Origin of the sequence: Shinella sp. HY16 (assembly GCF_028534175.1) — a bacterium.
In the GTDB taxonomy this organism is placed as follows: domain Bacteria; phylum Pseudomonadota; class Alphaproteobacteria; order Rhizobiales; family Rhizobiaceae; genus Shinella.
The window spans coordinates 2,656,925-2,681,136 of record NZ_JAHYXL010000001.1 but is presented as its reverse complement, the minus strand read 5'-3'; the positions used below and the strand labels follow the sequence as shown (position 1 = coordinate 2,681,136).

At 62.9% G+C, this 24,212-nt stretch carries 22 protein-coding genes; 13 read left to right on the top strand and 9 right to left on the bottom strand.

What is annotated here, in order from left to right:
- The first annotated feature begins 147 nt into the window (after positions 1–147).
- The 7 genes from K0P03_RS13320 to K0P03_RS13290 all read left to right on the top strand — a co-directional run bounded on the left by K0P03_RS13320 (position 148) and on the right by K0P03_RS13290 (position 9,500).
- Positions 148–1,236: a hypothetical protein gene (locus K0P03_RS13320; protein WP_050744166.1), complete on the top strand. Its 1,089-nt coding sequence runs from the start codon at positions 148–150 to the stop codon at positions 1,234–1,236.
- Between the two features lie 190 nt (positions 1,237–1,426).
- Entirely contained in the window at positions 1,427–2,575 is a 1,149-nt protein-coding gene (locus tag K0P03_RS13315) for a hypothetical protein (RefSeq protein ID WP_272789836.1), read from the top strand.
- 111 nt (positions 2,576–2,686) lie between these two features.
- On the top strand, positions 2,687–4,597 hold the full coding sequence (locus tag K0P03_RS13310; protein ID WP_272789835.1) for an AAA family ATPase: 1,911 nt from the start codon (positions 2,687–2,689) through the stop codon (positions 4,595–4,597).
- A 152-nt stretch (positions 4,598–4,749) separates the two neighbouring features.
- Positions 4,750–5,154 (top strand): endonuclease domain-containing protein, encoded by a 405-nt coding sequence (locus K0P03_RS13305; protein WP_023516032.1) that lies wholly within the window; start codon positions 4,750–4,752, stop codon positions 5,152–5,154.
- Positions 5,151–6,452, top strand: a complete 1,302-nt coding sequence (locus tag K0P03_RS13300; RefSeq protein ID WP_024270163.1) for a DUF6638 family protein — start codon at positions 5,151–5,153, stop codon at positions 6,450–6,452. Before K0P03_RS13305 ends, K0P03_RS13300 begins: the two co-directional genes overlap by 4 nt.
- Positions 6,445–7,596, top strand: coding sequence for a DUF2333 family protein (locus tag K0P03_RS13295; RefSeq protein ID WP_023514036.1), 1,152 nt, complete (start codon positions 6,445–6,447; stop codon positions 7,594–7,596). The genes K0P03_RS13300 and K0P03_RS13295 overlap by 8 nt, the downstream gene beginning before the upstream one ends.
- Before the next feature lie 224 nt (positions 7,597–7,820).
- A complete protein-coding gene (locus K0P03_RS13290; protein WP_272789834.1) occupies positions 7,821–9,500 on the top strand; it encodes a formate--tetrahydrofolate ligase in 1,680 nt (559 codons plus the stop codon).
- A gap of 146 nt (positions 9,501–9,646) precedes the next feature.
- Here the strand turns inward: K0P03_RS13290 and K0P03_RS13285 are convergent, their stop codons facing one another.
- From K0P03_RS13285 to K0P03_RS13275, 3 genes are all read right to left on the bottom strand, one after another.
- On the bottom strand, positions 9,647–10,153 hold the full coding sequence (locus tag K0P03_RS13285) for a DUF1993 domain-containing protein (RefSeq protein WP_272789833.1): 507 nt from the start codon (positions 10,151–10,153) through the stop codon (positions 9,647–9,649).
- A 102-nt stretch (positions 10,154–10,255) separates the two neighbouring features.
- Positions 10,256–10,984: an extensin-like domain-containing protein gene (locus K0P03_RS13280; protein WP_272789832.1), complete on the bottom strand. Its 729-nt coding sequence runs from the start codon at positions 10,982–10,984 to the stop codon at positions 10,256–10,258.
- A gap of 94 nt (positions 10,985–11,078) precedes the next feature.
- Positions 11,079–11,387: a hypothetical protein gene (locus K0P03_RS13275; protein WP_024270162.1), complete on the bottom strand. Its 309-nt coding sequence runs from the start codon at positions 11,385–11,387 to the stop codon at positions 11,079–11,081.
- A gap of 393 nt (positions 11,388–11,780) precedes the next feature.
- Here K0P03_RS13275 and K0P03_RS13270 point away from each other — a divergent pair, with 393 nt between their 5' ends.
- The 3 genes from K0P03_RS13270 (at position 11,781) to queF (ending at position 15,473) form a co-directional block, all read left to right on the top strand.
- On the top strand, positions 11,781–13,970 hold the full coding sequence (locus tag K0P03_RS13270; RefSeq protein WP_272789831.1) for an anthranilate synthase: 2,190 nt from the start codon (positions 11,781–11,783) through the stop codon (positions 13,968–13,970).
- A gap of 131 nt (positions 13,971–14,101) precedes the next feature.
- Complete coding sequence (locus K0P03_RS13265; protein WP_443020552.1) at positions 14,102–15,022, top strand: cation diffusion facilitator family transporter; 921 nt, start codon at positions 14,102–14,104, stop codon at positions 15,020–15,022.
- Positions 15,009–15,473, top strand: a complete 465-nt coding sequence (gene queF / locus K0P03_RS13260; RefSeq protein ID WP_272789829.1) for a preQ(1) synthase — start codon at positions 15,009–15,011, stop codon at positions 15,471–15,473. The genes K0P03_RS13265 and queF overlap by 14 nt, the downstream gene beginning before the upstream one ends.
- Positions 15,474–15,508: 35 nt before the next feature.
- Here the strand turns inward: queF and K0P03_RS13255 are convergent, their stop codons facing one another.
- On the bottom strand, positions 15,509–16,087 hold the full coding sequence (locus K0P03_RS13255; RefSeq protein ID WP_050744174.1) for a HupE/UreJ family protein: 579 nt from the start codon (positions 16,085–16,087) through the stop codon (positions 15,509–15,511).
- Between the two features lie 245 nt (positions 16,088–16,332).
- Here K0P03_RS13255 and K0P03_RS13250 point away from each other — a divergent pair, with 245 nt between their 5' ends.
- Both K0P03_RS13250 and leuA read left to right on the top strand, forming a co-directional pair.
- Positions 16,333–16,911, top strand: a complete 579-nt coding sequence (locus K0P03_RS13250; RefSeq protein ID WP_024270161.1) for an ATP-dependent Clp protease proteolytic subunit — start codon at positions 16,333–16,335, stop codon at positions 16,909–16,911.
- Positions 16,912–17,374: 463 nt separating this feature from the next.
- Entirely contained in the window at positions 17,375–19,084 is a 1,710-nt protein-coding gene (leuA, locus tag K0P03_RS13245; RefSeq protein ID WP_024270160.1) for a 2-isopropylmalate synthase, read from the top strand.
- A 94-nt stretch (positions 19,085–19,178) separates the two neighbouring features.
- Here leuA and K0P03_RS13240 read toward each other — a convergent pair whose 3' ends face one another.
- The 4 genes from K0P03_RS13240 to K0P03_RS13225 all read right to left on the bottom strand — a co-directional run bounded on the left by K0P03_RS13240 (position 19,179) and on the right by K0P03_RS13225 (position 22,417).
- Positions 19,179–20,036: an anti-sigma factor family protein gene (locus tag K0P03_RS13240; protein WP_272789828.1), complete on the bottom strand. Its 858-nt coding sequence runs from the start codon at positions 20,034–20,036 to the stop codon at positions 19,179–19,181.
- Complete coding sequence (locus tag K0P03_RS13235; protein WP_024270476.1) at positions 20,036–20,554, bottom strand: RNA polymerase sigma factor; 519 nt, start codon at positions 20,552–20,554, stop codon at positions 20,036–20,038. The genes K0P03_RS13240 and K0P03_RS13235 overlap by 1 nt, the downstream gene beginning before the upstream one ends.
- 196 nt (positions 20,555–20,750) lie before the next feature.
- Positions 20,751–21,383, bottom strand: a complete 633-nt coding sequence (locus tag K0P03_RS13230) for a tetratricopeptide repeat protein (RefSeq protein ID WP_443020551.1) — start codon at positions 21,381–21,383, stop codon at positions 20,751–20,753.
- Between the two features lie 131 nt (positions 21,384–21,514).
- On the bottom strand, positions 21,515–22,417 hold the full coding sequence (locus tag K0P03_RS13225; RefSeq protein ID WP_024270474.1) for a metallophosphoesterase family protein: 903 nt from the start codon (positions 22,415–22,417) through the stop codon (positions 21,515–21,517).
- A 110-nt stretch (positions 22,418–22,527) separates the two neighbouring features.
- On the opposite strand from K0P03_RS13225, the gene K0P03_RS13220 reads away from it, so the two are divergent.
- Positions 22,528–23,028 carry an NUDIX domain-containing protein gene (locus K0P03_RS13220; RefSeq protein WP_443020550.1) on the top strand — a complete coding sequence of 167 codons (501 nt, stop codon included), beginning with the start codon at positions 22,528–22,530 and terminating at the stop codon, positions 23,026–23,028.
- A gap of 1 nt (position 23,029) precedes the next feature.
- On the opposite strand, the gene K0P03_RS13215 is transcribed toward K0P03_RS13220, so the two are convergent.
- On the bottom strand, positions 23,030–24,016 hold the full coding sequence (locus tag K0P03_RS13215; RefSeq protein ID WP_272789827.1) for a glutathione S-transferase family protein: 987 nt from the start codon (positions 24,014–24,016) through the stop codon (positions 23,030–23,032).
- Positions 24,017–24,212: the final 196 nt, after the last annotated feature.

Below are 24,212 nucleotides of genomic sequence, written 5' to 3'. Positions count from 1 at the left end.
GTCTTGCGGGCCGTCTGCGCTGTCCCACATGTTGTTCGGTAAAAGCGGCGGGCAGGTTCCTATCTGCCTGAATTCGTATAGTGTTGCCGCGATGGAATAAATCGGGCGGCGCAGACGTCTGCCGTGGAGAGTTTCAAGGGGACAAGCATGGCCACACTTCAGAACTTCGATGCGGAAATCGAGAAGACCCGCAGCGTCGTCAACCAGATGCGCAGCAAGATGGAGCAGTCGAGTGCCGTGCTCGACCAGTTCGCCAAGGCGGATACCAAGCTCGGCGACGTCAATTTCGATATCGAGAACGCCCGCATTTCCGATGTCATCAACCAGCAGAAGGTGATGGAGGGCAATATCGCCGATCTCATCATCGGGCTGGAGGATGCGACGAACATCTTCGGCACCGAATTCGAGAGCATGAAGAGCTATACGGGCTACGAAAAGTTCATCGGCATCTTCTCCAAGCAGAAGATGCAGCGCATGCGCACCGACCGTGTCCGCAACATGTCGCTCGCCGGCAACCTGCAGGAACTGCTCTCCAAGTCCGACACGATCGTCGGCATCCTCAAGGAGCAGAAGTCGATCCTCGACCAGCGCTACAAGACCTCTGAGGCGAGCCTCGTGCAGGTGATCGAGCGGCGCAAGGGAACGATGGTGAACCTTGAGGCGACCCAGAAGCGCATCGAGGAGCTGAACCCGATGCTGATGGACCTCGAAAACCGTATTGCCGCCTCGACCGACCAGAAGAGCCGCACGGACCTCGAGGGCGAACGCTCGGCGCTCGCGACCGAGTACAACATGATGCAGGCGAAGGAGCAGGAGCTGCTCGCCGAAAGCCAGACGCTGGAACGTTACACCTCGATGTTCCAGACCTTCGTCGATTCGCTCAACAACCAGATCGCTGCGCAGAACACGCTGATCAACAAGCTGACCATCGATACCGAGCAGCGCATCGTGCTCTACAAGGCGCTGGAAGATTCGTTGAAGACGGCCGCCCAGCAGGATGTGGCGCACAAGATCAACACGCTCGGTTCGCAGGTCGATACCGCAGCGGAAGAGACCATGGCCGGCATCGGCTCGGCCGCCCAGCGCCATATCGGCGACCTTCTCGAAATGCACGAGAAGAACATGCTGTCGACCCAGGACATCCAGCGCCGCAAGAAGCTCGCCGACGATGCTTTCGCGCGGCGCTTCCAGGCCGTGATGGACAAGCACAACACCGCCAATTACGTGAAGCAGTGATGGTTGCAGGCATGCCATTGCCCCTCACCCTAACCCTCTCCCCGCAAGCGGGGAGAGGGGACTTGCCCCATGAACGGCTGTTGGCTGGGGAAAGGCGTGCGGCATATCTCCTTCGCCCCGTTTACGGGGAGAAGGTGGCCGGCAGGCCGGATGAGGGGCGACTGCGGACCGCCCGCGAGGATGCTGCGCCATGAACGCCTCTGCCGACAGCGCCGTCGCGCAATATTTCTCCACCATCCGCGCCGCCCTTGGCGGGCTGGAAATCTTCCTTGCCGACCGCAACTCGCCACTCTACCGCAACTCCGTGGTAGGCGAGATCGTCGTGCCCTATCTTGCCAGGCTGAAGGCCTCCTTCGCCTGCTGGGAAAACCGCATCGGCTTCGTCCAGCAGTTTCGCGTGTCGCGCGCCGAGAGCGGCTTTCCGGTGTTTCAGAATGTGCTGGAGCTGGAAAACGACCGGCAGAGCGCGGAAAAACGGCTTGCTGCGATCCCGAACGCCGACCAGCTGCGCGGCGAGATGGCGGATTTCATCCTGCGCCAGAAGGTCTTTCCGAGCGACCTCCAGGCACGCATGGCCGAACGGCTCTATCTGGAGCAGATCGGCAAGGGCGACATCTTCTCGCCCTTCGTGCTGCCCGAGACGATCCGCGTGGCGGTCAATCCGAAGACCATGCGACCCTACTATGTCGTGTGCTGGGGCGCTTTCGACGGCACGGCGACATTGCCGATGGTCTATATGGCGACCATCGAGGATTCGGGCGAAAACGTCATCAACATGCTGGTGACGAAAGACGGCAAGCTCAATCCGGACGTGGACATTCCGCTGCCGGTCGGCGGCCTGCTCAATCCCGAGCTTGCCAGCCGCTTCGACGATTTTGCGCTGAAAAACAGCGCTTACTCGCTGACACCGGCGACCATCGCCACCAATCTCGACAAGGATTTCCCGACGCTGCACCCCAAGCAGTTGCGCCGCATCGTGCTCGGGCCGTTCTATTCGGCCGGAATCACCGAGAACAACGAACGGGTCAACGAGATCCTTTCCAAGGTGAGGAAGCCGGAAAATGCCTGGCTTTTGACCTGGACGGTGCAGGAGGTCTTTTCCAAGGCCGAGCGGCCGGCGCAAAAGGGGTTCTGGAGTTCCACCCCGGCGCAGGAGGAGTTCCACATCGAGACCAACGATCTCGAGGCCGCCCGCATGGGTGTCAGCGCCTACGAGAAACACGCGCTGGTGCCGCACGATGCCTATCAGGCGCTCTATGCCGCCGGCGAGACCGCCGGCATTTTCGGCGCTTACAAGGTGCACGTGATCTCGGGCAACCAGGTGATCAGCGAAGGCTAGGCTCTCCTCTCGCCTCGCCGGCCTTGCTGAACACCGGCTGCAAACGGCTCCGCGGAGCCTAAAATCTCTCGGTGGCTCTTCGTCGCCGAATTTTCGGAAGGACTGAGACCGATGAGCCTCAATGCCGGACTGACGACGATCCACGAAGACGATATCGCCAAGCACCAGGCGACGGCGCAGAGCCTCGTCACAAAGCTCGTCATCCTCGAAAGCGAAGACGGCAAGAGCGGCACAGCGCTCGCCGGCACCGGCCGGCGTTTCGTCTCCACCGTCTCGACCGCCGGCACAAGACGCACGCGTGAGGTGGAACTCGCAAAAACCATCCAGTCCGTGCATGCAGCCGATCCGCTGCTGACGCCGCAGCAGCATGCCGTGCTCTTCCGCTCCCGCCGTGGGCTGCAGGTGGCGCTGGCGGTGACGGATGCGTTTTCCCGCCAGACCAATCTGGAGGGCCTACAGGCGCGCAATCTCGCTTCGCCGCTGGCGGGCGACGAGGCCAACCAGTTCAAGGCGCTGCTTTCCGCCTCCGCCTACATTGCCGCCTTTACCTTCGCCGCCTATCTCGGCGCGACGCTGCCGGGCGAGGGGGAGCCGGTGGAGGACGGCGGCGAGCCGGATTATCTCTTCGATACGCCGCAGGATGCCTTGAAAAGCATGGTCGCCGGTCTTGACCGCACGCTTGCCGGAGCGCCTGACGATGCGGCGCTCATCAGCCGTGCCCGCGCCTTTTCGCGCGTTGCCATCGAGGGGCTGATCGGGCGTCGCGCGCGCTTCACCGGCCTTGCCGGCTTCGAGAATGCCCATATCCGCATCGAGCAGGACGATTTCACGCTCTCCGGCTTCGACGTCGCGCCTGGCCAGAAGCGCAAGCCGCTGACGATGACCTTCAAGAAGCCCGAGGAGATCATCGGCAACCACATCGCCAAATACCAGGCGATGAAGCTTGCCAAGATGCTGGTCGCCTATGATTTCGAGCGGCAACTCAACCCCTTCGTCGAACTCGGCGGTTTCCTCTTCACCTTCATCGGCGACGGCATGCCGGGCACCGGCAAAACGATCCTCATCCAGATGCTCGCCGGCCTCGTCAACGATTACTGCCAGACCGCCGGCTACGCCTTCCACTACGAGAATTTCGGCGTCGACCAGATTTCCTCCTACCAGGGCAAATCCGGCCAGAACTGCAAGGAATTCGTCAACAACGTCATCAACCCGAAGGCAATCGGCTTCGGCACGATCGACGACGTCGACCAGGTCGCGGCCAAACGCTCCGACGACCGGGCGTCCGCCGGCCAGCACGAGGTGACGGCGGTGCTGATGGAAAGTTTCGCCGGCGCCTCGACGGTCATTCGCGGCAACTGCACCTTCGGCATGTTCTCCAACTATCCGGAAAATGTCGACGACGCTCTGCGCCAGCGCGCCGGCGCCCGGTGGCTGGTGGACGGCCCGCAGACCGAGGACGACTATATCGATATCTTCGCCATGCTGGTCGGCAAGAACCATTCGATCCCGCTCGGCGGGCACACGCTTTTCGAGGGGCAGGAGATCAAGCGCGCCGTCTCCACCTCCTATGGGCAGCATGCCAAACCGCAGGAAGACGGCCTGCTTGCCGTCTGGGAGATGCACGAGAAGGAGCACGGCGCGATCAAGACGCTCGCCGATATCGGCGCCTATCTGCACCGCATCAAGATTGCCGAACCGCGTTTTACCGGCCGCGCCGTCAAGAACATCACCGATGCCATCAAGATGCGCGCCATGGACGTGGAGCTACCGGACGACTGGTTCGCGACGGCCGGCGCTTTCATGCACAAGGGCTACGACGAGAAGAAGGCGATGATCGAGGAGCTGCGCGGGCCGATCACCATGGAGATGGTGCTCCAGGAGATCAACCGCTACGCCGACAGCGAATTCCGCTACACCGACAAATCCGACGACGCTGCCGTTTCGGACATCATCCGCCGCGAACGCCAGCGTGAAAAGGCGATCCACGAGATCGAGACGATGAAGGCGGAGGGGCGGTGGTGATCGCGGGAGTGCCCCTCATCCGGCCTGCCGGCCACCTTCTCCCCGCAAGCGGGGAGAAGGGATTTGCGGTAATGGGTTCCCCCGATCAACAGCCTTTTGCGGGGTATGTTCCCTCTCCCCGCTTGTGGGGAGAGGGTTAGGGTGAGGGGCAAATGCGCGGCGCAAACGAGCGAAAGACCGTCAAGGCCCGCCGACTGCGCCAAGTCGACAATGATGCAGAGGCATTGCTTTGGTCCGACTTGCGTGGCCGTCGTCTGAACGGTCTCAAGTTTGTGCGGCAATTCGCGATCGGGCCATACTATGCTGACTTTGCGTGCCGGGAGAAAATGCTGGTGGTCGAGGTTGACGGGAGCCAGCATGTCGGTAGTGAGTATGACCAGAAACGAAATGAATTCATGCGCATAAATGGCTGGTCAGTTGCCCGCTTCTGGAACGTTGATGTAATAGGAGAGCGCGAGGCTGTGTTGGAAACGATTTTGGCAGCGTGTGAAGGGCGTCTTTCCGAGCGCGTATCGGCAGCGGACTTTACATATCTGCCTGCAGCGGAGCGCCCATGAAACGCCTCCTCGAAGCCGAATTGATCTATGGCCGGCTGCTGCCGGTCGATGAGCCGCATCTTGTCGAGCGCTACAACAAGGCGCTCGACGGGTTCGGCATCAAGCGCACCGCTCTGACCAGCTTCCGCATCGACATGACCGGTTTTTCGCCTGAAATTGCCGACGAACTTGGCGACCGGGACTACCTCGATCCGAACCGCGTCAACCGCCGCTTCGTCATCATGACGCCGGAGCAGGTGAACCTGCCGGTGGTGCATACGAGCTTTTCCAACACCGCCGCCCTGATGCACGAGTTCTTCTCGGCCAATGCGCGGGCGATCAACGCCATCACCATCCGCGATGCGCTCTATGGCGAGATCGAGGATTCCGTTTCCGTCGTCAACGACATCGACGACCTGCTGTCGATCAACGAGGTGCGCTTCAAGGTGCTCTCTGCCGAGGACATGCTGGGCAAGGCGGCGGAGCTGCGCGGGCTGGTCGATCGGCTGAAGACCGTACCGAATGCCTGGTCGGATGACACCATGCTCAACCGCATGGTGGAGCTTGCCAAGCAGACCGGCGACATCCGCCAGAACGCGCTGGTGCCGGACCAGCTCGTCTTCCGCCACGAAGCCTATTGGGCGAACCATTTCGGCGGCGTCTATGTCTTCCTCGACGACAAGACGACGACCGTCATCTGCGATCCCTCCGTGCCCGGCTTCCGCCGCTCGCGGCCCTGGCAGGTGAGCTATATCGCGCTCGACGATCACAAGCGCATCTTCGACTTCCTGGCTTCCACCAAACGGCTGGAGCTGCCGCGCGCCTCGTGGGTGGAGCCGTCCGGCCTTTTCCAGCATCGTGCGGAGATGACGGTCGTCGGCCTCGTCAACCGGGGCGATCCGACCGCCGATCTCGAAAAGGCCGACCGCATCTGGCTGCAGACCTGGATGCACCGCAACGCCGAGCTCGTGGCGCGCGACGGGACCTACCCCTTCCTGCAGGAGGCGATCCGTACCGTCGCGTCGACGGGCGAGATCAAGATCAACGAGGTATCGCCGGAGCGGCGCTTCATGCTGGTGCGCGCCGCACCGGCGCACCCGGACCAGTGGCTGGTCAACCGCCTGATTTCGCAGATGGTTCCCTACGATTTCGTCTCCCGCTTCGTCTTCGACAAGCAGGGATTCTACGCCGCCTACGAACAATACAGCGAAAAGTTCCGCGCCTATGTTGTGACGACGTTGACGCGGACCTATCTGCAGGACAAGGCTGCCTTCCGCAGGAAACTATTCGGTATCAAAGAGGACGACGCCCATGCTTGACCCGATCGTCGCGTTTTTCCAACGCATCTTCGCGGCCATCGGCCGGGGCATCGGCCTCGTGATCGCCTGGATCCTCTGGCCGTTCATGACGGTGACGAACTGGTATCGGGCACGCGGATGGATCATCAAGGGGCCGATCGGCATCGGCCTTCTCGTGCTCATCGGCTTCTACGCCTATTTCATCTGGCAGACCCAGATGTGGAGCGGCTTCAACCCCGACTACGTCAACAGCTACAACCTTGCCCAGCGCAAGCAGGATGCCGGTACGGCCGCCTCGGGCGCCCAGGCGACAACGCCGGCAACGGGCGAGGTTGCCGAGCCGGAGCCGAAGACCTGCGTGCGCTCGGCGATCGTCGACGTCACGGCCGATCTCATCGACTACAATGTCGACCAGAATGCCTGGATCTCCTCCATGCTGCTCTACAAGCTTGGGCTCTTCGGCCTCGACTGGGACAAGACGCCCTGGTTCGACAACAAGGCCTCGTTCCAGCGCGGCATCAACCAGGCGGTCCGCCGCACGGCGGTGGAGCTCGTCGATTCGCTTGGCCGCGTGCGCGGCACCTCGGGCATCAATGCCGATCTCCAGCGCGCCCGCGGCAATATCCAGTTCGATGAGGAAACCTGGTATTTCGGCTCGGATTCGCTGCTGCCGAAGACCCCGACGCCGAACTACTATCGCACGGCCATGGCGGACCTGCGCAAGTTCAACGCCTCGCTCGAAGCCTGTGACGCGATCTTCGACGGCCGCTCGGACAACCTGATCGAATTCCTCGACCGCATCGCCAACGATATCGGCTCGACTTCGGCCATCATTCGCGAGCGGTCGGAGTTCCACAATGGCGGCTGGTTCGATACGCGTGCCGACGACCGTTTCTGGTTCGCCTATGGCCAGCTCTACGGTTACTACGGCATCCTCGCCGCTGCCGGTGCGGATTTCGACGCCGTCATCAAGGCACGCGGCATCGAGCCGCTCTGGGTGGAGAGCATCAAGCAGCTGCGGTCCGCGCTGAACATCCAGCCGGCAATCATTTCGAACGGCCGCGAAGACGGGTGGATCATGCCGACGCATCTAGCCACGATGGGCTTCTACATTCTGCGCGTGCGCTCAAATCTCGTCGAAATGCGCGATGTGCTGGCGCGATAAATAAGACAGAGCTTTTAAAGTGGCGCGCGTCGGATAACGCGCGCCGCTTTCGTTTCAGGCGCAAATTTATCTCCGTGTGTCGCTTCTGGTCTAGCGGGCGGCAAAACCCGGTGTGGCATCACCACGGGCTTCACGGTGAAATGGCGCGCCAGACAAGGAAGGAAGCGCCGCCTTCGGGGGAGGAGCCCGGTTGCGGTAGCAGTGCCGAAAGGGAGCGACACCGCATGGCCGACGTGAAATCCGATATCGAAATAGCCCGCGCCGCAAAGAAGAGGCCGATCCTGGAGATCGGCGAAAAGCTCGGCATTCCCGCCGAGCATCTGTTGCCCTATGGCCATGACAAGGCGAAGATCAGCGCCGAGTTCATTGCCGGGCAGAAGGGCAAGAAGAACGGCAAGCTGATCCTCGTCACCGCGATCAATCCCACGCCGGCCGGCGAGGGCAAGACGACGACGACGGTCGGCCTCGGCGACGGCCTCAACCGCATCGGCAAGAAAGCGATCACCTGTATCCGCGAGGCCTCGCTCGGGCCGTGCTTCGGCGTGAAGGGCGGAGCGGCCGGCGGCGGTTACGCGCAGGTCGTGCCGATGGAGGACATGAACCTTCACTTCACCGGTGACTTCCACGCCATCACCTCGGCACACAACCTGCTTTCCGCGCTCATCGACAACCACATCTACTGGGGCAACGAGCAGAACATCGACATCCGCCGCATCGCCTGGCGGCGTGTCATGGACATGAACGACCGGGCGCTGCGCCACATCGTCGCCTCGCTCGGCGGGGTCGCCAACGGTTATCCGCGCGAGACGGGTTTCGACATCACGGTTGCCTCGGAGGTCATGGCGATCCTCTGCCTTGCGACGGACCTGAAGGATCTCGAAAAACGTCTGGGCAGCATCATCGTCGGCTATCGCCGAGACAAGTCGCCGGTCTTTGCCCGGGATATCAAGGCGGACGGCGCGATGACGGTGCTGCTGAAGGATGCCATGCAGCCGAACCTCGTGCAGACGCTGGAGAACAATCCGGCTTTCGTGCATGGCGGCCCCTTCGCCAACATCGCGCACGGCTGCAATTCGGTTGTCGCAACCACGACGGCGCTGCAACTCGCCGACTATGTGGTGACGGAAGCCGGTTTCGGCGCCGATCTCGGGGCGGAAAAATTCTTCGACATCAAGTGCCGCAAGGCCGGGCTGAAGCCGGACGCGGCGGTGATCGTCGCCACCGTGCGCGCCATGAAGATGAACGGGGGCGTGAAGAAGGACGATCTTGGCCGGGAAAACATCGATGCGGTGAAAAAGGGCTGCGCGAATCTCGGTCGTCATGTGCAGAACGTCAAGAAGTTCGGCGTGCCCGTCGTCGTCGCCATCAACCATTTCATCTCGGACACGGATGCGGAAATCCAGGCGGTGAAGGACTATGTCGCGACGCTCGGCGCCGAGGCGATCCTCTGCCGGCACTGGGCGCTCGGCTCGGCCGGCATCGAGAACCTTGCGCGCAAGGTGGTGGAGCTGGCCGAATCCGGATTGTCGCAGTTCTCGCCGCTCTATCCCGACGAGATGCCGCTGTTCCAGAAGATCGAGACCATCGCCAAGGACATCTACCATGCCGGCGAGGTGATCGCGGACAAGTCGGTGCGCGACCAGTTGCGTATCTGGGAGGAGCAGGGCTACGGCAACCTGCCGGTCTGCATGGCCAAGACGCAATATTCCTTCTCGACCGACCCGAACCTGCGTGGCGCGCCCTCGGGCCACACGGTGCCGGTGCGCGAAGTGCGCCTTTCGGCCGGTGCCGGTTTCGTCGTCGTCATCACCGGCGAGATCATGACCATGCCGGGCCTGCCGAAGGTGCCGTCGTCGGAAAAGATCTTCCTCAACGAGGAAGGTTTTATCGAGGGGCTGTTCTGAGGCGAGCGTGTTGGCGCTCTCGCAGACCTCTGTTCCGTCATGGTCGGGCTTGACCCGATCATGACGGAACACCCGCTGCATGGATCCTCGGGTCAAGCCCGAGGATGACGGAGGGGAGAACCGGATATCTGAAGGTCCAGAAGGTCTTACGCCCGCCCAAGATAGTCCAGCTTGCCCACTGCGACGCCATTGTGGCGCAGGATCGCGTAGGCGGTCGTCAGATGGAAGTAGAAGTTCGGCAGGGCGAAGGTGAGGAGATAGTCCCTGCCGGAGGAGCTCAGCTCTCCGCCGCGTGTCTTTACCACGACGGTGCGGTCCTCTGCGCCTTCGAAGGCGGCTTCCGGCACGCTTGCGAGATAGGCCGTGGTCTTCTCGATGCGGGCGCGCAGATCAGCCATTGTGGTTTCGTCATCGGCAAAGCTCGGTGCCGCCGTGCCGGTCAGGCGCGCGGCGGCGCCCTTTGCGGTGTCGCTCATGCGCTGGATCTGGCCGGCAAGCGAAAGCATGTCCGGTGCTAGGCGGGCATTGACCAGAATTTCCGGTTTGATCTTCTTGTCTTCAGCGAAGGCCTCGGCCTTGTCGAGCAGCTTGGCGAGCACGGTAAAGCCACGTTGGAAGGCCGGGATGGAGAGATCGTAGGGGGTGATGGACATGGCGGGAACCTTGTTGGGCAGAAAGGACGAAAGGCCGGAAGGCCCCGCCTGAAATAGGGCTGCCACCCGGGTTTTTCAGGAGCCGGCTGAAATATAATCCTCCTACCAGCAATAGCGGTAGCCGCCGCGCCGGTCCTTCACGTCGAGATGCAGGTGGTTCTGGTGTGCCGCGTCGCTGCCGGGGTCGAGCACCGTGGTGAAGTAGAGACAGGCTGCCTCCGTGATGGCGCGCTGGAAGGCGCCTTCGAGGGTCGGCTCCTTGTCCGCCGGGCGGATCGTGACGGTCTTGCCGCTTTTCAGCGTAAAGCCGGCAATGTCCACGGCGTTGCCGAAGGCGTGTTCGGAGATCTTGCCGTCCTCGGCGTTGTTGCGGTTGCGGCAAACATAGGCCGAGGCCTGGGAGAGCATGGTGACGGTTTCGCCGGGCATGGCGGCTTCGAGGGACGTTTTCACCGATCCTTCCATCCAGCGGGCGAGCTGTAGCGCAGTCTCGCAGCGGATCGTCGCTGCGGGCTCGACCTTGATGCCGCCCGGCAGGGTCTCGAGCAGGACGGGCCTGTCGATGCCGCAGGCCTTGCCGTCGTTGACGGCGGGCGCCGCCTTGAAACCGGCCCCGACGGTCTTCAGTGCCGCCAGGCAGGCGGCTTCCTCTGTGTCGTCCTCCCGCGGGCGCTCCTTTGCCTTCCCCGCATTGTCTTCCGCCTTGCGCTCGGCTTCTGCCGAAGCCTTTCCGGAGCCTTCTTCGAATTTCTGTTCCGGCCTTGCTACGGGCAGGGGGCCGTCCTTCGGCAGGTCGGCGGCGCCGGCCAGAATGAGGAGGGCGGCGAGCATGGCTGGTCGGTGGAGTGTGACGATGGTTCCGTCTCCCGGCTGACAAGATCAGCGGGGAAACGCCGGAAACCGGATTTGGTTGCCGGCGGAGCGGTCAGATGCCCGCGCCGTTTGTGATTTCCATCAGCGGACGGGACTGGGCGGTATAGTCGCCGATGATCGTGCGCACCCGCTGAATGAGGTGAACACTGTCGCCGCCGTCATTGTCTTCGATGAGGTCGAGGAAAAGGCCGACCAGGGTGTGGGCCTCGTCGGCATTGCGCGGTTCGTACCGGTAGAGGGTGTCGAAGGCACGGGCGATCCTGCCGTCCAGCCTTGTGAACTCCGGTGTTTCATAGTCCGCGATCGTTTCTGCAAGCAGGATCTGCATTTCGCGGAACTGTTCCACCATGATGGAGACCATGGGTTCTTGCCTTGATGTCGATGGTTTATCGTGCGCCATTAGCATATGCTCACGGAAGGGGCAAACCTCCAGGCATGGCGAATTCTCGCCATATTGACGGATTGTTTCGCCGCCCTGGTCCGATGCGCAGCAAGCGCGATGCCGGGTGATGCGAGGGCGCAACATCCGGAATACCGTGTCGCGCGGGCCGCAATCGGCCTTGCGTGCGCCTGCACTTCACGCTAACACTCCGCTCATGGAAAAGATGATCAACATCGCTGGTTGGTGGTGGGCTCGCTGAGGCGGCCTTGACCAGTCATGCGTGATTGAGACGACAAGCCGCCCGGAACCTTCGAGGCGGCTTTTTCTTTTTGGGCCGCCGTCACGGGACCGGGCCTGAAACGGAGTTGGGGAATGGCCACGAAAATTCTGGAAGATGGTGCCGAAGCCTACGAGACGAGGGGCGGGGTCACCGTCACACGTCGTCGCCGCGCCGCCGACTATGCCCATGCGATTTCCGCCTATGTCGACAAGCTTGACGAACGGCGCGGCGCGGTTTTCTCGTCGAACTACGAATATCCCGGTCGCTATACCCGCTGGGACACCGCCGTCGTCGATCCGCCGCTCGGCATCTCCTCCTTCGGCCGTGCGGTCTGGATCGAGGCCTACAACGCCCGCGGTGCCATACTGCTCGCCTTCATCGCCGACCGTCTGGCGGAGGTGCCGGAACTGGCGCTCGGCGCCCGTACGGAAAACCGCCTCGATCTCGAGGTGAAGCTGCCCGACCGGGTCTTCACCGAGGAAGAGCGTTCCAAGATGCCGACGGTCTTCACCGTGCTGCGCGCCGTCACCGATCTCTTCCATTCGGACCAGGACGCGAGCCTCGGCCTTTACGGCGCCTTCGGCTACGATCTCGCCTTCCAGTTCGATGCGATCGACCTTAAGCTCAAGCGGCCGGACGACCAGCGCGACATGGTACTCTTCCTGCCTGACGAGATCCTCGTCGTCGACCACTACGCCGCCAAGGCCTGGATCGACCGCTATGATTTTGCCAAGGACGGCACTTCGACGGAAGGCAAGGGCGAGGCGATCGCACCCGAGCCGTTCGAGACCGTTGACGTGATCCCGCCGCATGGTGATCATCGCCCCGGCGAATATGCCGAGCTCGTCGTCAAGGCGAAGGAAAGTTTTCGGCGCGGCGACCTCTTCGAAGTGGTTCCGGGCCAGAAATTCTTCGAGCGCTGCGAAAGCAAGCCGTCGGAAATTTCCCGCCGGCTCAAGGCGATCAACCCGTCGCCCTATTCCTTCTTCATCAATCTCGGCAACCAGGAATATCTCGTCGGCGCCTCGCCGGAAATGTTCGTGCGCGTGTCCGGCCGCCGCATCGAGACCTGCCCGATCTCGGGCACGATCAAGCGCGGCGACGATCCGATTGCCGATTCGGAACAGATCCTGAAACTGCTCAATTCCAAAAAGGACGAATCCGAACTGACCATGTGCTCGGACGTCGACCGCAACGACAAGAGCCGCGTCTGCGAGCCGGGTTCGGTCAAGGTCATCGGCCGTCGGCAGATCGAGATGTATTCGCGCCTCATCCACACGGTCGACCATATCGAGGGGCGCCTGCGCGACGACATGGATGCCTTCGACGGCTTCCTCTCGCATGCCTGGGCCGTCACGGTCACGGGGGCGCCGAAACTCTGGGCGATGCGCTTCATCGAGGCGCATGAGAAGAGCCCGCGGGCGTGGTATGGTGGGGCGATCGGTATGGTCGGCTTCAACGGTGACATGAACACGGGCCTGACGCTGCGCACCATCCGCATCAAGGATGGCATCGCGGAGGTGCGTGCCGGTGCCACGCTGCTCTACGATTCTAACCCCGAGGAAGAAGAAGCCGAAACCGAACTGAAGGCCTCCGCCATGATCTCCGCCATCCGCGACGCCAGGTCCGGCAATTCCGCAAAAGTCCAGCGCGATGTCGCGGCCGTCGGCGCTGGGGTCAATATCCTGCTCGTCGACCACGAGGACAGTTTCGTCCACACGCTCGCCAACTACTTCCGCCAGACGGGTGCGACGGTGACGACCGTTCGCACGCCGGTTCCCGAGGAGGTGTTCGATCGCATCAAGCCCGACCTCGTCGTGCTTTCGCCTGGACCGGGCACGCCGAAGGATTTCGACTGCAAGGCGACGATCAAGAAGGCGCGGGCGCGCAACCTGCCGATCTTCGGGGTCTGCCTCGGCCTGCAGGCGCTTGCCGAGGCCTATGGCGGTGAACTGCGCCAGCTCGCCATCCCCATGCACGGCAAGCCGTCGCGCATCCGCGTGCTGGAGCCGGGCGTTGTCTTCTCTGGTCTCGGCCGCGAGGTGACGGTCGGCCGCTACCATTCGATCTTCGCCGATCCGGCCACGCTGCCGCGTGATTTCATCATCACGGCGGAAAGCGAGGACGGCACGATCATGGGTATCGAGCATGCCAGCGAGCCGGTGGCGGCGGTGCAGTTCCACCCGGAATCGATCATGACGCTCGGCCAGGATGCCGGCATGCGCATGATCGAGAACGTGGTGGCGCACCTTTCGAAAAAAGCGAAGGTAAAAGCCGCCTGAGGCTTTGACAAAACGGCCGAACTGGCCGATATCGACCCCAAGAGAAAACCGCGTGCACGACCCCGTGCGCGCGGTTTTGCGTTGATGGACCAGGCTTTTTGCAACTCGGTTGCATGCGCATGGAGAGTGGCATGGAAAATTCTGACAGGGTCAAGCGGCTGGCGCTCTGGGGCATCCCGCTTTCGCTTTTCGTCATGGGGCTGAAGCTCGTCGCCTGGTGGGTGACGGGGTCCGTGGCGCTCCTGTCGGACGGGCTGGAATCGAGCGTCAATGTGGTGGCGGCCATCGTCGCTTTCGCCGCGATCACCTATGCGGCGAAACCGGCGGACAAGACGCATCCCTTCGGCCACCACAAGGCGGAGTATCTGTCGGCGGTCCTGGAGGGCGTGCTGATCGTCGTGGCGGCGTTGCTGATCGTTGCCGAGGCGTTGCCGGCGGTGCTTGCACCCACGCAGATGGAGGCGCCGGCGCTGGGCCTTGCCATCAACTTCCTTGCGGGCGTGATCAACGCGGTCTGGGCCTACACGCTCATCCGTGCAGGGAAACGCTATCGCTCGCCGGCCCTGTCGGCGGACGGACAGCACATCCTCTCCGACGTCGTGACTTCGATCGGCGTGCTCGTCGGCCTCGTTCTCGCCATCGCCACCGGCTATGCGGTGCTGGATCCGCTGCTGGCCGTGCTTGTGGCGCTGAACATCCTTTACCAGGGCTGGAAGGTCATCGCCCATTCGGTCGATGGCCTGATGGACCATGCGGTGGAGCCGGAGGAAGCGGAGGCCATCCAGGCGGCGATTGCCGCGCACGGCGCGGGCTCGCTCGGCGTGCATGACCTGAAGACGCGTAGGGCGGGGGCGGCGACCTTCGTCGATTTCCACCTCGTCGTGCCGGCGCGGATGCCCGTCGGCGAGGCGCACGACATCTGCGACCGGCTGGAGGATGCCATCCGCGCCGTGCAGCCGGGCGCGCAGATCGCCATCCATGTCGAGCCGGAGACGGAAAAGGCGCATGGGATCAGAGTGAAGATCGAAGAGGTTCACAATGAGCAAGACTGACGTATCGGGACTGTCGCAGCTCGGCCAGCCGGTTGATCTGCCGTCCAACCCGGACACCGCCGTTCTGGAAAAGGTGCCGAGCAGCCACGCCGGCACGGATTTCGTGGTGCGTTTCACCGCGCCGGAATTCACCTCGCTCTGCCCGATGACCGGCCAGCCGGATTTCGCGCATATCGTCATCGACTACATACCGGCTGGCTGGCTGGTCGAATCGAAGTCGCTGAAGCTCTATTTGCATTCCTTCCGCAACCACGGCGCCTTCCACGAGGACTGCACCATCGACATCGCCAAGCGCCTCGTCGGCCTGCTGGAGCCGAAATGGCTGCGCATCGGCGCCTACTGGTATCCGCGCGGCGGCATTCCGATCGATGTGTTCTGGCAGACGGGCGACGCGCCGAAGGGTGTGTGGATCCCGGATCAGGGCGTCCAGTCCTATCGTGGCCGGGGGTGAAGGGGGCGGCGGTTTGTCCCGCCGCCCGTCAGGCATCAGCCGAAGGCGAGAACCAGGCCGGTGAGCGCCGTGATGGCCCCGAGGATGCGGGCCGCGATGGCGCCACCCGAAAGGCGCGCGATGCCGAGGCCGAAACCGATGCCGGCAATGTGGAGCAGCGCGGTCGCGACGACGAAGCCGACGCCGAATTCGAAGGCGCCGGCGCTGCCGAGCTCGCCGCCATGGGCATGGCCGTGGAAGAGCGCGAAGGTGGCGACGATCGCGGCCGAGGCCGCCGTGTCGAGTTTTACCGCCATGGCCACGAGCAGGCCGAGGGCGACGACCGAGGCAAGGATCGCCGGCTCGACGAAGGGCAGATCGATACCCGCCAGTGCGAGGCCGAAGCCGACCGCCATCGTTGTAACGAAGGCCGCCGGCACGCCCCAGAGCGCCTTGCCGCCGATCTGTGCCGCCCAGAGGCCGACGGCGACCATGACGAGGATATGGTCGAGGCCGAAGAGCGGATGCGAGAAGCCGGCCATGAAGGAGCCGTGCTCCTCCGGATTGAGATGAGCGAAGGCCGGTACGGCCGTGACGGCGAGCGCGGCCAGCGCCAGCGGGATGCGTCTGATCATGGTGTCCCCTGTTCCGCCGGTCTGGGGAATGACCGGCGCCTGTGTCGGTAAGGCGAGGATCGTAGGAGCAGTGCCGGCGCCGGGTCCATACGCAAAGTGCGCACCTTGCCGGGCGTATTTACCCTGTTTTCCGGTGGTGCGGTGAGGCTCTATCGCCACCTATTGGTTTTGTTGCATTGTCTTGGCCAGTGAGTCGCATTATCTGACAGCGACAGGACTATTGACGAGCAATCCGGAGACTTTGGATGAGCGACGAAGACGACAAGAAGACGGAACTGCCCCTGGGCAAGGAAACGGAGGCGAACCTTTTCAAGTCGCGTTCGATCTTCATCTATGGGCCGATCAACCAGGAACTGGCGCAGAAGGTCTGCTCGCAGCTCGTGGCGCTTGCCGCCGCCAGCGACGAAGACATCCGCATCTATGTGAATTCGCCGGGCGGTCACGTCGAATCGGGCGATTCGATCCATGACATGATCAAGTTCATCAAGCCGAAGGTCTGGATGATCGGCACGGGCTGGGTCGCTTCCGCCGGTGCACTGATCTATGTCGCCGCACCGAAGGAACAGCGCCTTTGCCTGCCGAACACCCGCTTCCTCCTGCACCAACCGTCGGGCGGCACCCGCGGCATGGCGTCTGACATCGAGATCCAGGCGCGCGAGATCATCAAGATGAACGAGCGCCTCAACAAGATCTTCGCCGAAGCGACCGGCCAGCCGATCGAGAAGATCGCCAAGGACACGGACCGCGACTACTGGCTCTCGGCCGAAGAAGCCAAGGGTTATGGCCTCGTCTCGCGCATCGTGACGTCGCAGGCGGATATCTGATCCGCCCTTGCCCCTCATCCCCCTGCCGGGACCTTCTCCCCGCAAGCGGGGAGAAGGGGCAGAACGGAGAGCCCATCGCTCCTCTCCCCGCTTGCGGGGAGAAGATGCCGGCAGGCAGGTGAGGGGCGCTTCGGCAAAAATCCTGCGCCCCGCTTGCCCTTTCGTCTCTCCCCCGCTATAAGCCGCCTCATGTTGAAGACCAGCGCACAGATCATCGAACGGGTTTCTCGCGGCAGCGCAGCTGTGCGTGAGCGTTCGCGCGGCTTCTCCTCGCTTCTTCTTCTCGGCCTTACGCGCGGTTGCCGGGTTCGCTGAGGAGCGCCCGGCGGCCGAAAAGCCCGTCCGGCAATAGCTCCTCGTTTCACCCCCAATGCATGAATTCCGCTGCATTCGCCGTCGCCAAGCCCGTGTGCTTGCGCTAAGACGTTCTCGCGAATGCCGGGACGACGAAGAGACGAAGACGATGATTTTGAAGACCCATTCCCCCAAGCAGGGCATGCCCGAGGCCGTAACCAAGTATCAGGCCTACCCGACGATCAACATTGCGGACCGCACCTGGCCCGGCAAGACCATTACCGAGGCGCCGATCTGGTGTTCGGTGGACCTGCGCGACGGGAACCAGTCGCTGGTCAACCCGATGGGCCACGACCGCAAGGCCCGCATGTTCCAGCTGCTGCTGGATATGGGTTTCAAGGAAATCGAGATCGGTTTCCCCTCCGCTTCGCAGACCGATTTCGACTTCGCCCGCTGGTGTGTCGAAGAGGGCAATGTGCCTCAGGATGTCTCCCTCCAGGTGCTGGTGCAGTGCCGCCCGGAGCTGATCACCCGCACCTTTGAAGCCCTGGAAGGCGCCCACAAGCCGATCATCCATTTCTACAATTCGACGAGTGAATTGCAGCGCCGCGTCGTGTTCGCCAAGGACGTTCCTGGCATCAAGCAGATCGCCACCGATGCCGCCAAGATGATCACCGACATGGCCGCCAAGGCCGGCGGCGGCTACCGTTTCGAATATTCCCCGGAGAGTTTTACCGGCACCGAGCTGGAAGTGGCGCTGGAGATCTGCAACGCGGTCGTGGAGATCGTCAAGCCAACGGCGGACAACAAGCTGATCCTCAACCTGCCGTCCACGGTCGAGATGGCGACGCCGAATATCTATGCCGACCAGATCGAATGGATGTGCCGCAACATCGACAACCGCGAGAACGTCATCATCTCGCTGCACCCACACAACGACCGCGGCACCGGCATCGCCGCGACCGAACTGGCGCTGATGGCCGGCGCCGACCGCGTTGAAGGCACGCTGTTCGGCAATGGCGAGCGCACGGGCAATGTCGACGTCGTCACGCTGGCCTTGAACATGTACACGCAGGGCGTCGATCCCAAGCTCGACTGCTCCGACATCGAGCGCATCAAGGCCGTCTACGAATATTCCAACGAGATGGCCATTCCCGAGCGCCATCCCTATGTCGGCGAACTGGTCTATACCGCTTTCTCCGGCTCGCATCAGGACGCCATCAACAAGGGCATGAAGGCCATCAAGAAGGCCAACAAGCCGATCTGGGAAGTGCCCTATCTGCCGATCGACCCGCAGGACGTCGGCCGCTCTTACGAGGCGATCATCCGCATCAACTCACAGTCCGGCAAGGGTGGCATCGCCTATATCCTGCAGGAAGACTACGGCATCAACCTGCCGCGCAACCTGCAGGTGGAGTTCCGCGAGGAGATCCAGCGCATTACCGACGAAGAGGGCGTGGAGCTGCCGTCGAAGCGCATCCATGAGAGCTTCATGCAGCGCTATGTCACGCAGCCGGGCACGCGCCTGCGCTTCGTCGATCACCACACCTATCCCGATGATGCCGGCCAGAAGGGCACGCGCATTGTTGCCGCCGAGATCACCGATGGCGGCGAGACGAAGCGCATCGAAGGTAAGGGCACCGGCCCGATCGACGGGTTCATCAACGCCCTCTCGATCTATCTGGGCATTCCGATGTCGGTGGCCGACTATTCCGAGCACTCGCTCCAGCACGGCTCGAACGCGGCGGCCATCGCCTATGTCGAGGTCGAGCATCCCGGCGGCAAGCTGTTCGGCGTCGGCATCAACACCAACATCGTGACGGCCTCGCTCGAAGCCATCGTCTCGGCCGCCAACCGCGTGCTCGCCGTTCGCGGCTAAGCCTTGACAATTCTGGAACGGAAAAAGCCCGGCAGCGATGCTGTCGGGCTTTTTCGATGCCGGAAATCCCAAGGTGCACCCGCTGCGGGAATGCTCAGATCGTCGAGGAAACCGCTTCGGCGATGCGTTCCAGCGCCGGATCGGCCGAGGGGCCGACCACGACATAGGACGCGCTGCCTTTCTGCCAGGAGACGAGGCCGATATCGTTGCGCATGCTTTCGGTGAGGGCCGTGACGGTTTCGACCGGGTCGCTCTGGACGAAACAGATGGCGAAGACCTCGTTCTGGGCATTGCGATAGAGCAGCTGTGCCGCCGGCTTGCCGCCGGCGACCAGCAGGCGCGCGCCTTCGAAGGTCAGGTTCTGGTCGGAAAGGTCAGGCAGCTTGAAGGGCACGCCCGTGCTGGCGGACAGCCATTCGACGATATGTTCCTTGTCGCTCGCCGGCACCTCCACGAGATGGCGTGTCTGGCGGGCGTAGATGCGGTGATAGTCGGCGATATCGTCCAGCCAGGTGCGGGCGGGAGCGAACTGGGTGGAGGCAAGCTCAGACATGCCGTCCTGCCGTTCGCCGACGAGATAACCGGCGGCGCCGCCGGCGAGGAACAGCACGAGCGAGGCGGCAAGCGCCTTTGGCCAGACGGCGGACGGGCGGCGCGGCGCGGCCACGGCGACGGGGATGGCGGCAAAGCCCGCCTTCGGCGGCTCTTCGTCCTTTTTGCCCGCCTCCTTGATGTTGCGCACCAGATCGAGCGGAATGGGCTCCTGCAGCAGCTTGTCGAAGGCGCGCGCGCCGAAATCGCTGCCGAGCTTCAACTTCTCGAAGACAATGCGCGCGTCGTCGTCCTCGGCGAGGATCGCGTTGATCTCGTCCATTTCCGCTTCCGGCAGCTGGCCATCGAGATAGGCCGACAAGCGTACTTCGAGCGGAAGACCCTGTGTGCTCTCCACCATCAGGCCCTCCTTTCCATCTGTTCCGAGATCATGGCCGCAAGCCGGATGCGGGCCGCCGAAAGCCGGCTCATCACGGTGCCGATCGGTATGCCCAGAATATCCGCCGCCTCCCGATAGCTGTGACCTTCGACATTGACGAGGAGAAAGACACTCGAGAGACCTTCCGGCATGGTCATGATCAACTTGTGCAATTGCTTGGCATAGACCGCCTTGTCGGCCGACGCTTCGATATGCAGGCTATCCTGCTCGGCGACATCTACCGTGCCGGACCCTGTGCGGACCTTTCGCTTGCGGATCTCGTCCACCCAGAGATTGCGCGTCATGGCATAAACCCAGCTTTCCAGCCGGCCTTCCCCGTTCCATAGATGGCTCCGCGTGATGGCCCGCTCGCATGCCTCCTGCACGAGGTCGTCGGCATCGCTGCCGTTGCGCGTCAGCGTCATCGCAAAACGGCGCAACTTCGGCAGCAAATTGACCAATTCTCGCCGGAACTCATTCGATTCTGCCGTCGGACGCATTGCTTTTCCAAGGAAACGTTCGGGATCAAAACTCTATTCGCTGCCGGGCGGACAGCGACCGTCTGATATGAAACATTCTTCCTAGGGTCTGCAAGCATGAACGGCAACCCGGAGCGCAGTTTCCCGCGTTCCCTCAACGATTGATCCCTTGTCGGCCGGCGCCGTGCCGTTTCCGGACGGCGCCGCCGGCATTCTGTCAGTAAGTGGTGCGCTCGCCGCCGAGCGACTGGAGCAGCGCGCGATAGGCCCAGGTGTTCTCGCCGCCGCGATCGCGGATTTCGACGAGCTGGACACGGGCGCCTTCGATATCGCCCTGCTCGATCAGCGCCAGGCCCATATAGGAGCGGGCGAGGATATAGTTCTCGTCCTTCTGCAGCGCCCGCTTGTAATAGGCCATGCCTCGCGCCATGTCGCCGAGCTTGCGGGTGTTGTAGCCCATGTAGTTGAGGATGCGCGGATCCTCCTGGTCGTAGGCGGCGCGCAGCGCCCGAAGCGCATTCTCATGCTGGCCGGCATAGGCGAATTCGCGTGCGGCCTCATAGAGCTTGTCGTCGATCTTGCGTTCGGTCTTCTTCTGCTCCTCCGTCTTCGCCTTGTCCTCGGGCGTCGTGCCCTCGGCGGGCGTGCCTTCGGCCGGCTTCAGGTCCTCGGGCGCGACGCATTCCTTCTTTTCCTCGTTCCAGATCTTGCCGTCCGTGCAGGTCGTCGTCGTTTCGGTCGCGACCGGCGGGGTGGTGGTATCGGAATCGGCTGCGCGCGCGGCCGACAGCGCCGTCAGCGAAACGGCGGCGCAGAATGAAAGCAGCATGGTGTGGCGGAGCATGGTCATGGGTTCCCTCTCGTTCTTGTCGTCTGCCCGGCGCTGGCCGTTCGAGCGGCCGGCTCTTTCGGTGCTCTTGCGGGCCGACCGTTCTGAGAGGATATGACGGGGGAATAGAGGGTTTTATTCGGCCGGGGATGCTAGAAACGCGTGGTTTCCGCCAGTGCCAGCGCAAGGCCGTCCGTCGTCAGCGCGTAGCGCTCGCGCATGACGTTCCAGTTCCCGGGGGCGCCGGAAATGGAGAACAGGTTGTAGCCCGCCGGCGGCTTGTGGCCGCCCGGCCCCTGCGAGGCCGAGGCAATGCCGACGACGGGAATCTGCTTCGTCTGCCCGGGCAGCCAATGCACCGTATTGAGGTGGGTGTGGCCGTGCAGCACGAGGTCGGCGCCACCCGTCGAGACCGTGGCGGCGAAGCGGCGGATGCCGATCATGCGCTTGTGGAGCGAGGTTGCGCCGCGGATCGGCGGGTGGTGGATCAGCACGACACGGAAGAGGCCGTGCTTCTCTGCCGCTCGCAGGAGATTGACGGTTTCGCGCGCCTGCCGCCTGCCGAAATAGCCCGAGGCGGCGAAGGGCGGCGTTGCGACCGCCGTCGAGCAGCCGATGATCGCCACCTGGCCGCGAACCCGCATGTAGGGAAAGACGTGAAAGTCCTCGTCCCATTCGGCCGGTGCGTTGTCGCCACGCATGTAGGGATACCAGGCCCTGGTCGATTTTTCGTAGGCGCCCCGCACATAGGCGTCGTGGTTGCCCGGCACGACCGAGACGTTCTCCGGCGTGCCGGCCTCCGCCAGCCAGCTTTTGACGGCGGCGATCTCGAGTGAGGAGGCAAGGTTCACGAGGTCGCCGGTGATCGCGAGATGATCCGGGTCGCGCCGCTCGAGATCGTCCAGAACGATGTCCAGCGTGTTGGCGAAGAGGTGCCGGCGCCGGTTGCGGTGCCAGTTGACGAAGCCGGTGATGCGCTTGGAAAAAAGCTCCAGGAAGGTGAGGGCAGGGAGCGGCCCGAGATGGACGTCCGATATATGGGCAAGTCTGAACATATCCTTCCTTAGTGCATAAGATGCGCAAGGGGAACGCAAGGCGTGGATATTCCTCGGTCTTTGGCACGGTGAGACTTGATTTGGCCAAAAGCTTCCGGCGAAGTGCCGCCATGGACCAGGACAAGCCCGCCGCCGCACCACCGACCCGCAGCCGCCTCAGGCGGCTTGCGACGCGTGTGCTGCACGGCTACTTCGCGCTTTCCCGCGGCATGACGATGGGCGTGCGCGCCGCCTGCTTCGACGAGGCGGGCCGGCTTTTTCTGGTGCGGCACAGCTACGTGCCCGGCTGGCACCTTCCGGGCGGCGGCATCGAGCGCGGCGAGACGGCGCTGGAGGCGCTTGCCAAGGAGATGCGGGAGGAAGGCAACCTCGCGCTCGGCGCGCCGCCGAGGCTGGTGCATGTCTACTACAACCGGCAGACCAGCAAGCGCGACCATGTGCTGCTCTACCGCTGCGACGGCGTCACGCAATCCTCGCCGCGGCTGAAGGATCGGGAAATCGTCGAGGCCGGTTTTTTCGCGCTCGACGCCTTGCCGGTGGCGACCACCGCCGCGACACGCCGGCGGCTGGAGGAGCTCGCCGGCCGGTCGCCGTTCTCGGATCTCTGGTAGATCAGGCGGCTTTCAGCTGCTCCCGGCCATGCGGTGCGGTGAAGTCGAGTTCGGGTCCCACCGGCACGATACCCGTCGGGTTGATCGTCGTGTGGCTGCGGTAGTAGTGCGCCTTGATGTGGTGCATGTTCACCGTTCCGGCGATACCCGGCACCTGGTAGAGTTCGCGCAGATAGCCGGAAAGATTGGGGTAATCGGCGATGCGGCGGATGTTGCACTTGAAGTGGCCGACATAGACCGGATCGAAGCGCACCAGCGTGGTGAAGAGCCGCCAATCGGCCTCCGTCAACCGGTCGCCGGTGAGATAGCGTTTCGTGGAAAGCCGGTCATCGAGACGGTCCAGCATCTCGAAGAGCTTTTGCACGGCGCCTTCGTAGGCGTCCTGTGCCGTCGCGAAACCGGCCTTGTAGACGCCGTTGTTGACGGTGTCGTAGATCGCCTCGTTGAGCACGTCGATCTCCGCACGCAGCGGTTCGGGATAATAGTCCTCGCGCGAACCGGTGATACCGTCGAAAGCCGCGTTGAACATGCGGATGATCTCAGCCGATTCGTTCGAGACCAGGCGGTTCTGTTTCTTGTCCCAGAGAACCGGCACGGTGACGCGGCCGGAATAGTGCGGATCGGCCTTCTGGTAGATTTCGTAGAGTGCGGTGGCACCGAACAGCGGATCGAGCGTGCCGCCGTTCTCGCCCTTGAACTCCCAGCCTCGGGTCAGCATCAGCGGATCGACGACGGAGACCGTGATGAGTTCTTCCAGCTTCTTCAGCTTGCGGAAGATCAGCGTGCGGTGCGCCCAGGGACAGGCATAGGAGACATAGAGATGGTAGCGTCCGGCCTCCGCGGCAAAGCCGCCTTCGCCGGTCGGTCCCGGCGCGCCGTCCGGCGTGATCCAGTTGCGGAACTGCGAGGCGGCGCGCTTGAAATGGCCCTTCGTCGATTCCGTGTCATACCAGACGTCGTGCCAGACGCCGTCCACGAGCATGCCCATGATATTCTCCTTCTGCCGCCTTTCGCGGCCAAAATGTGCAGCCATAGTGCGCATGTGGACGAAGCGTGGATAGGGGCATTTTGATGAACAGTGCGTTTTGCTCTTTGACAGACGCGAAATTTCTGCTATCGGCGCAGGTCAGTACCGGCGCTCAAGCCGGCAAGGAAGACGAACCCCCGCATGTTCTACACCGGAA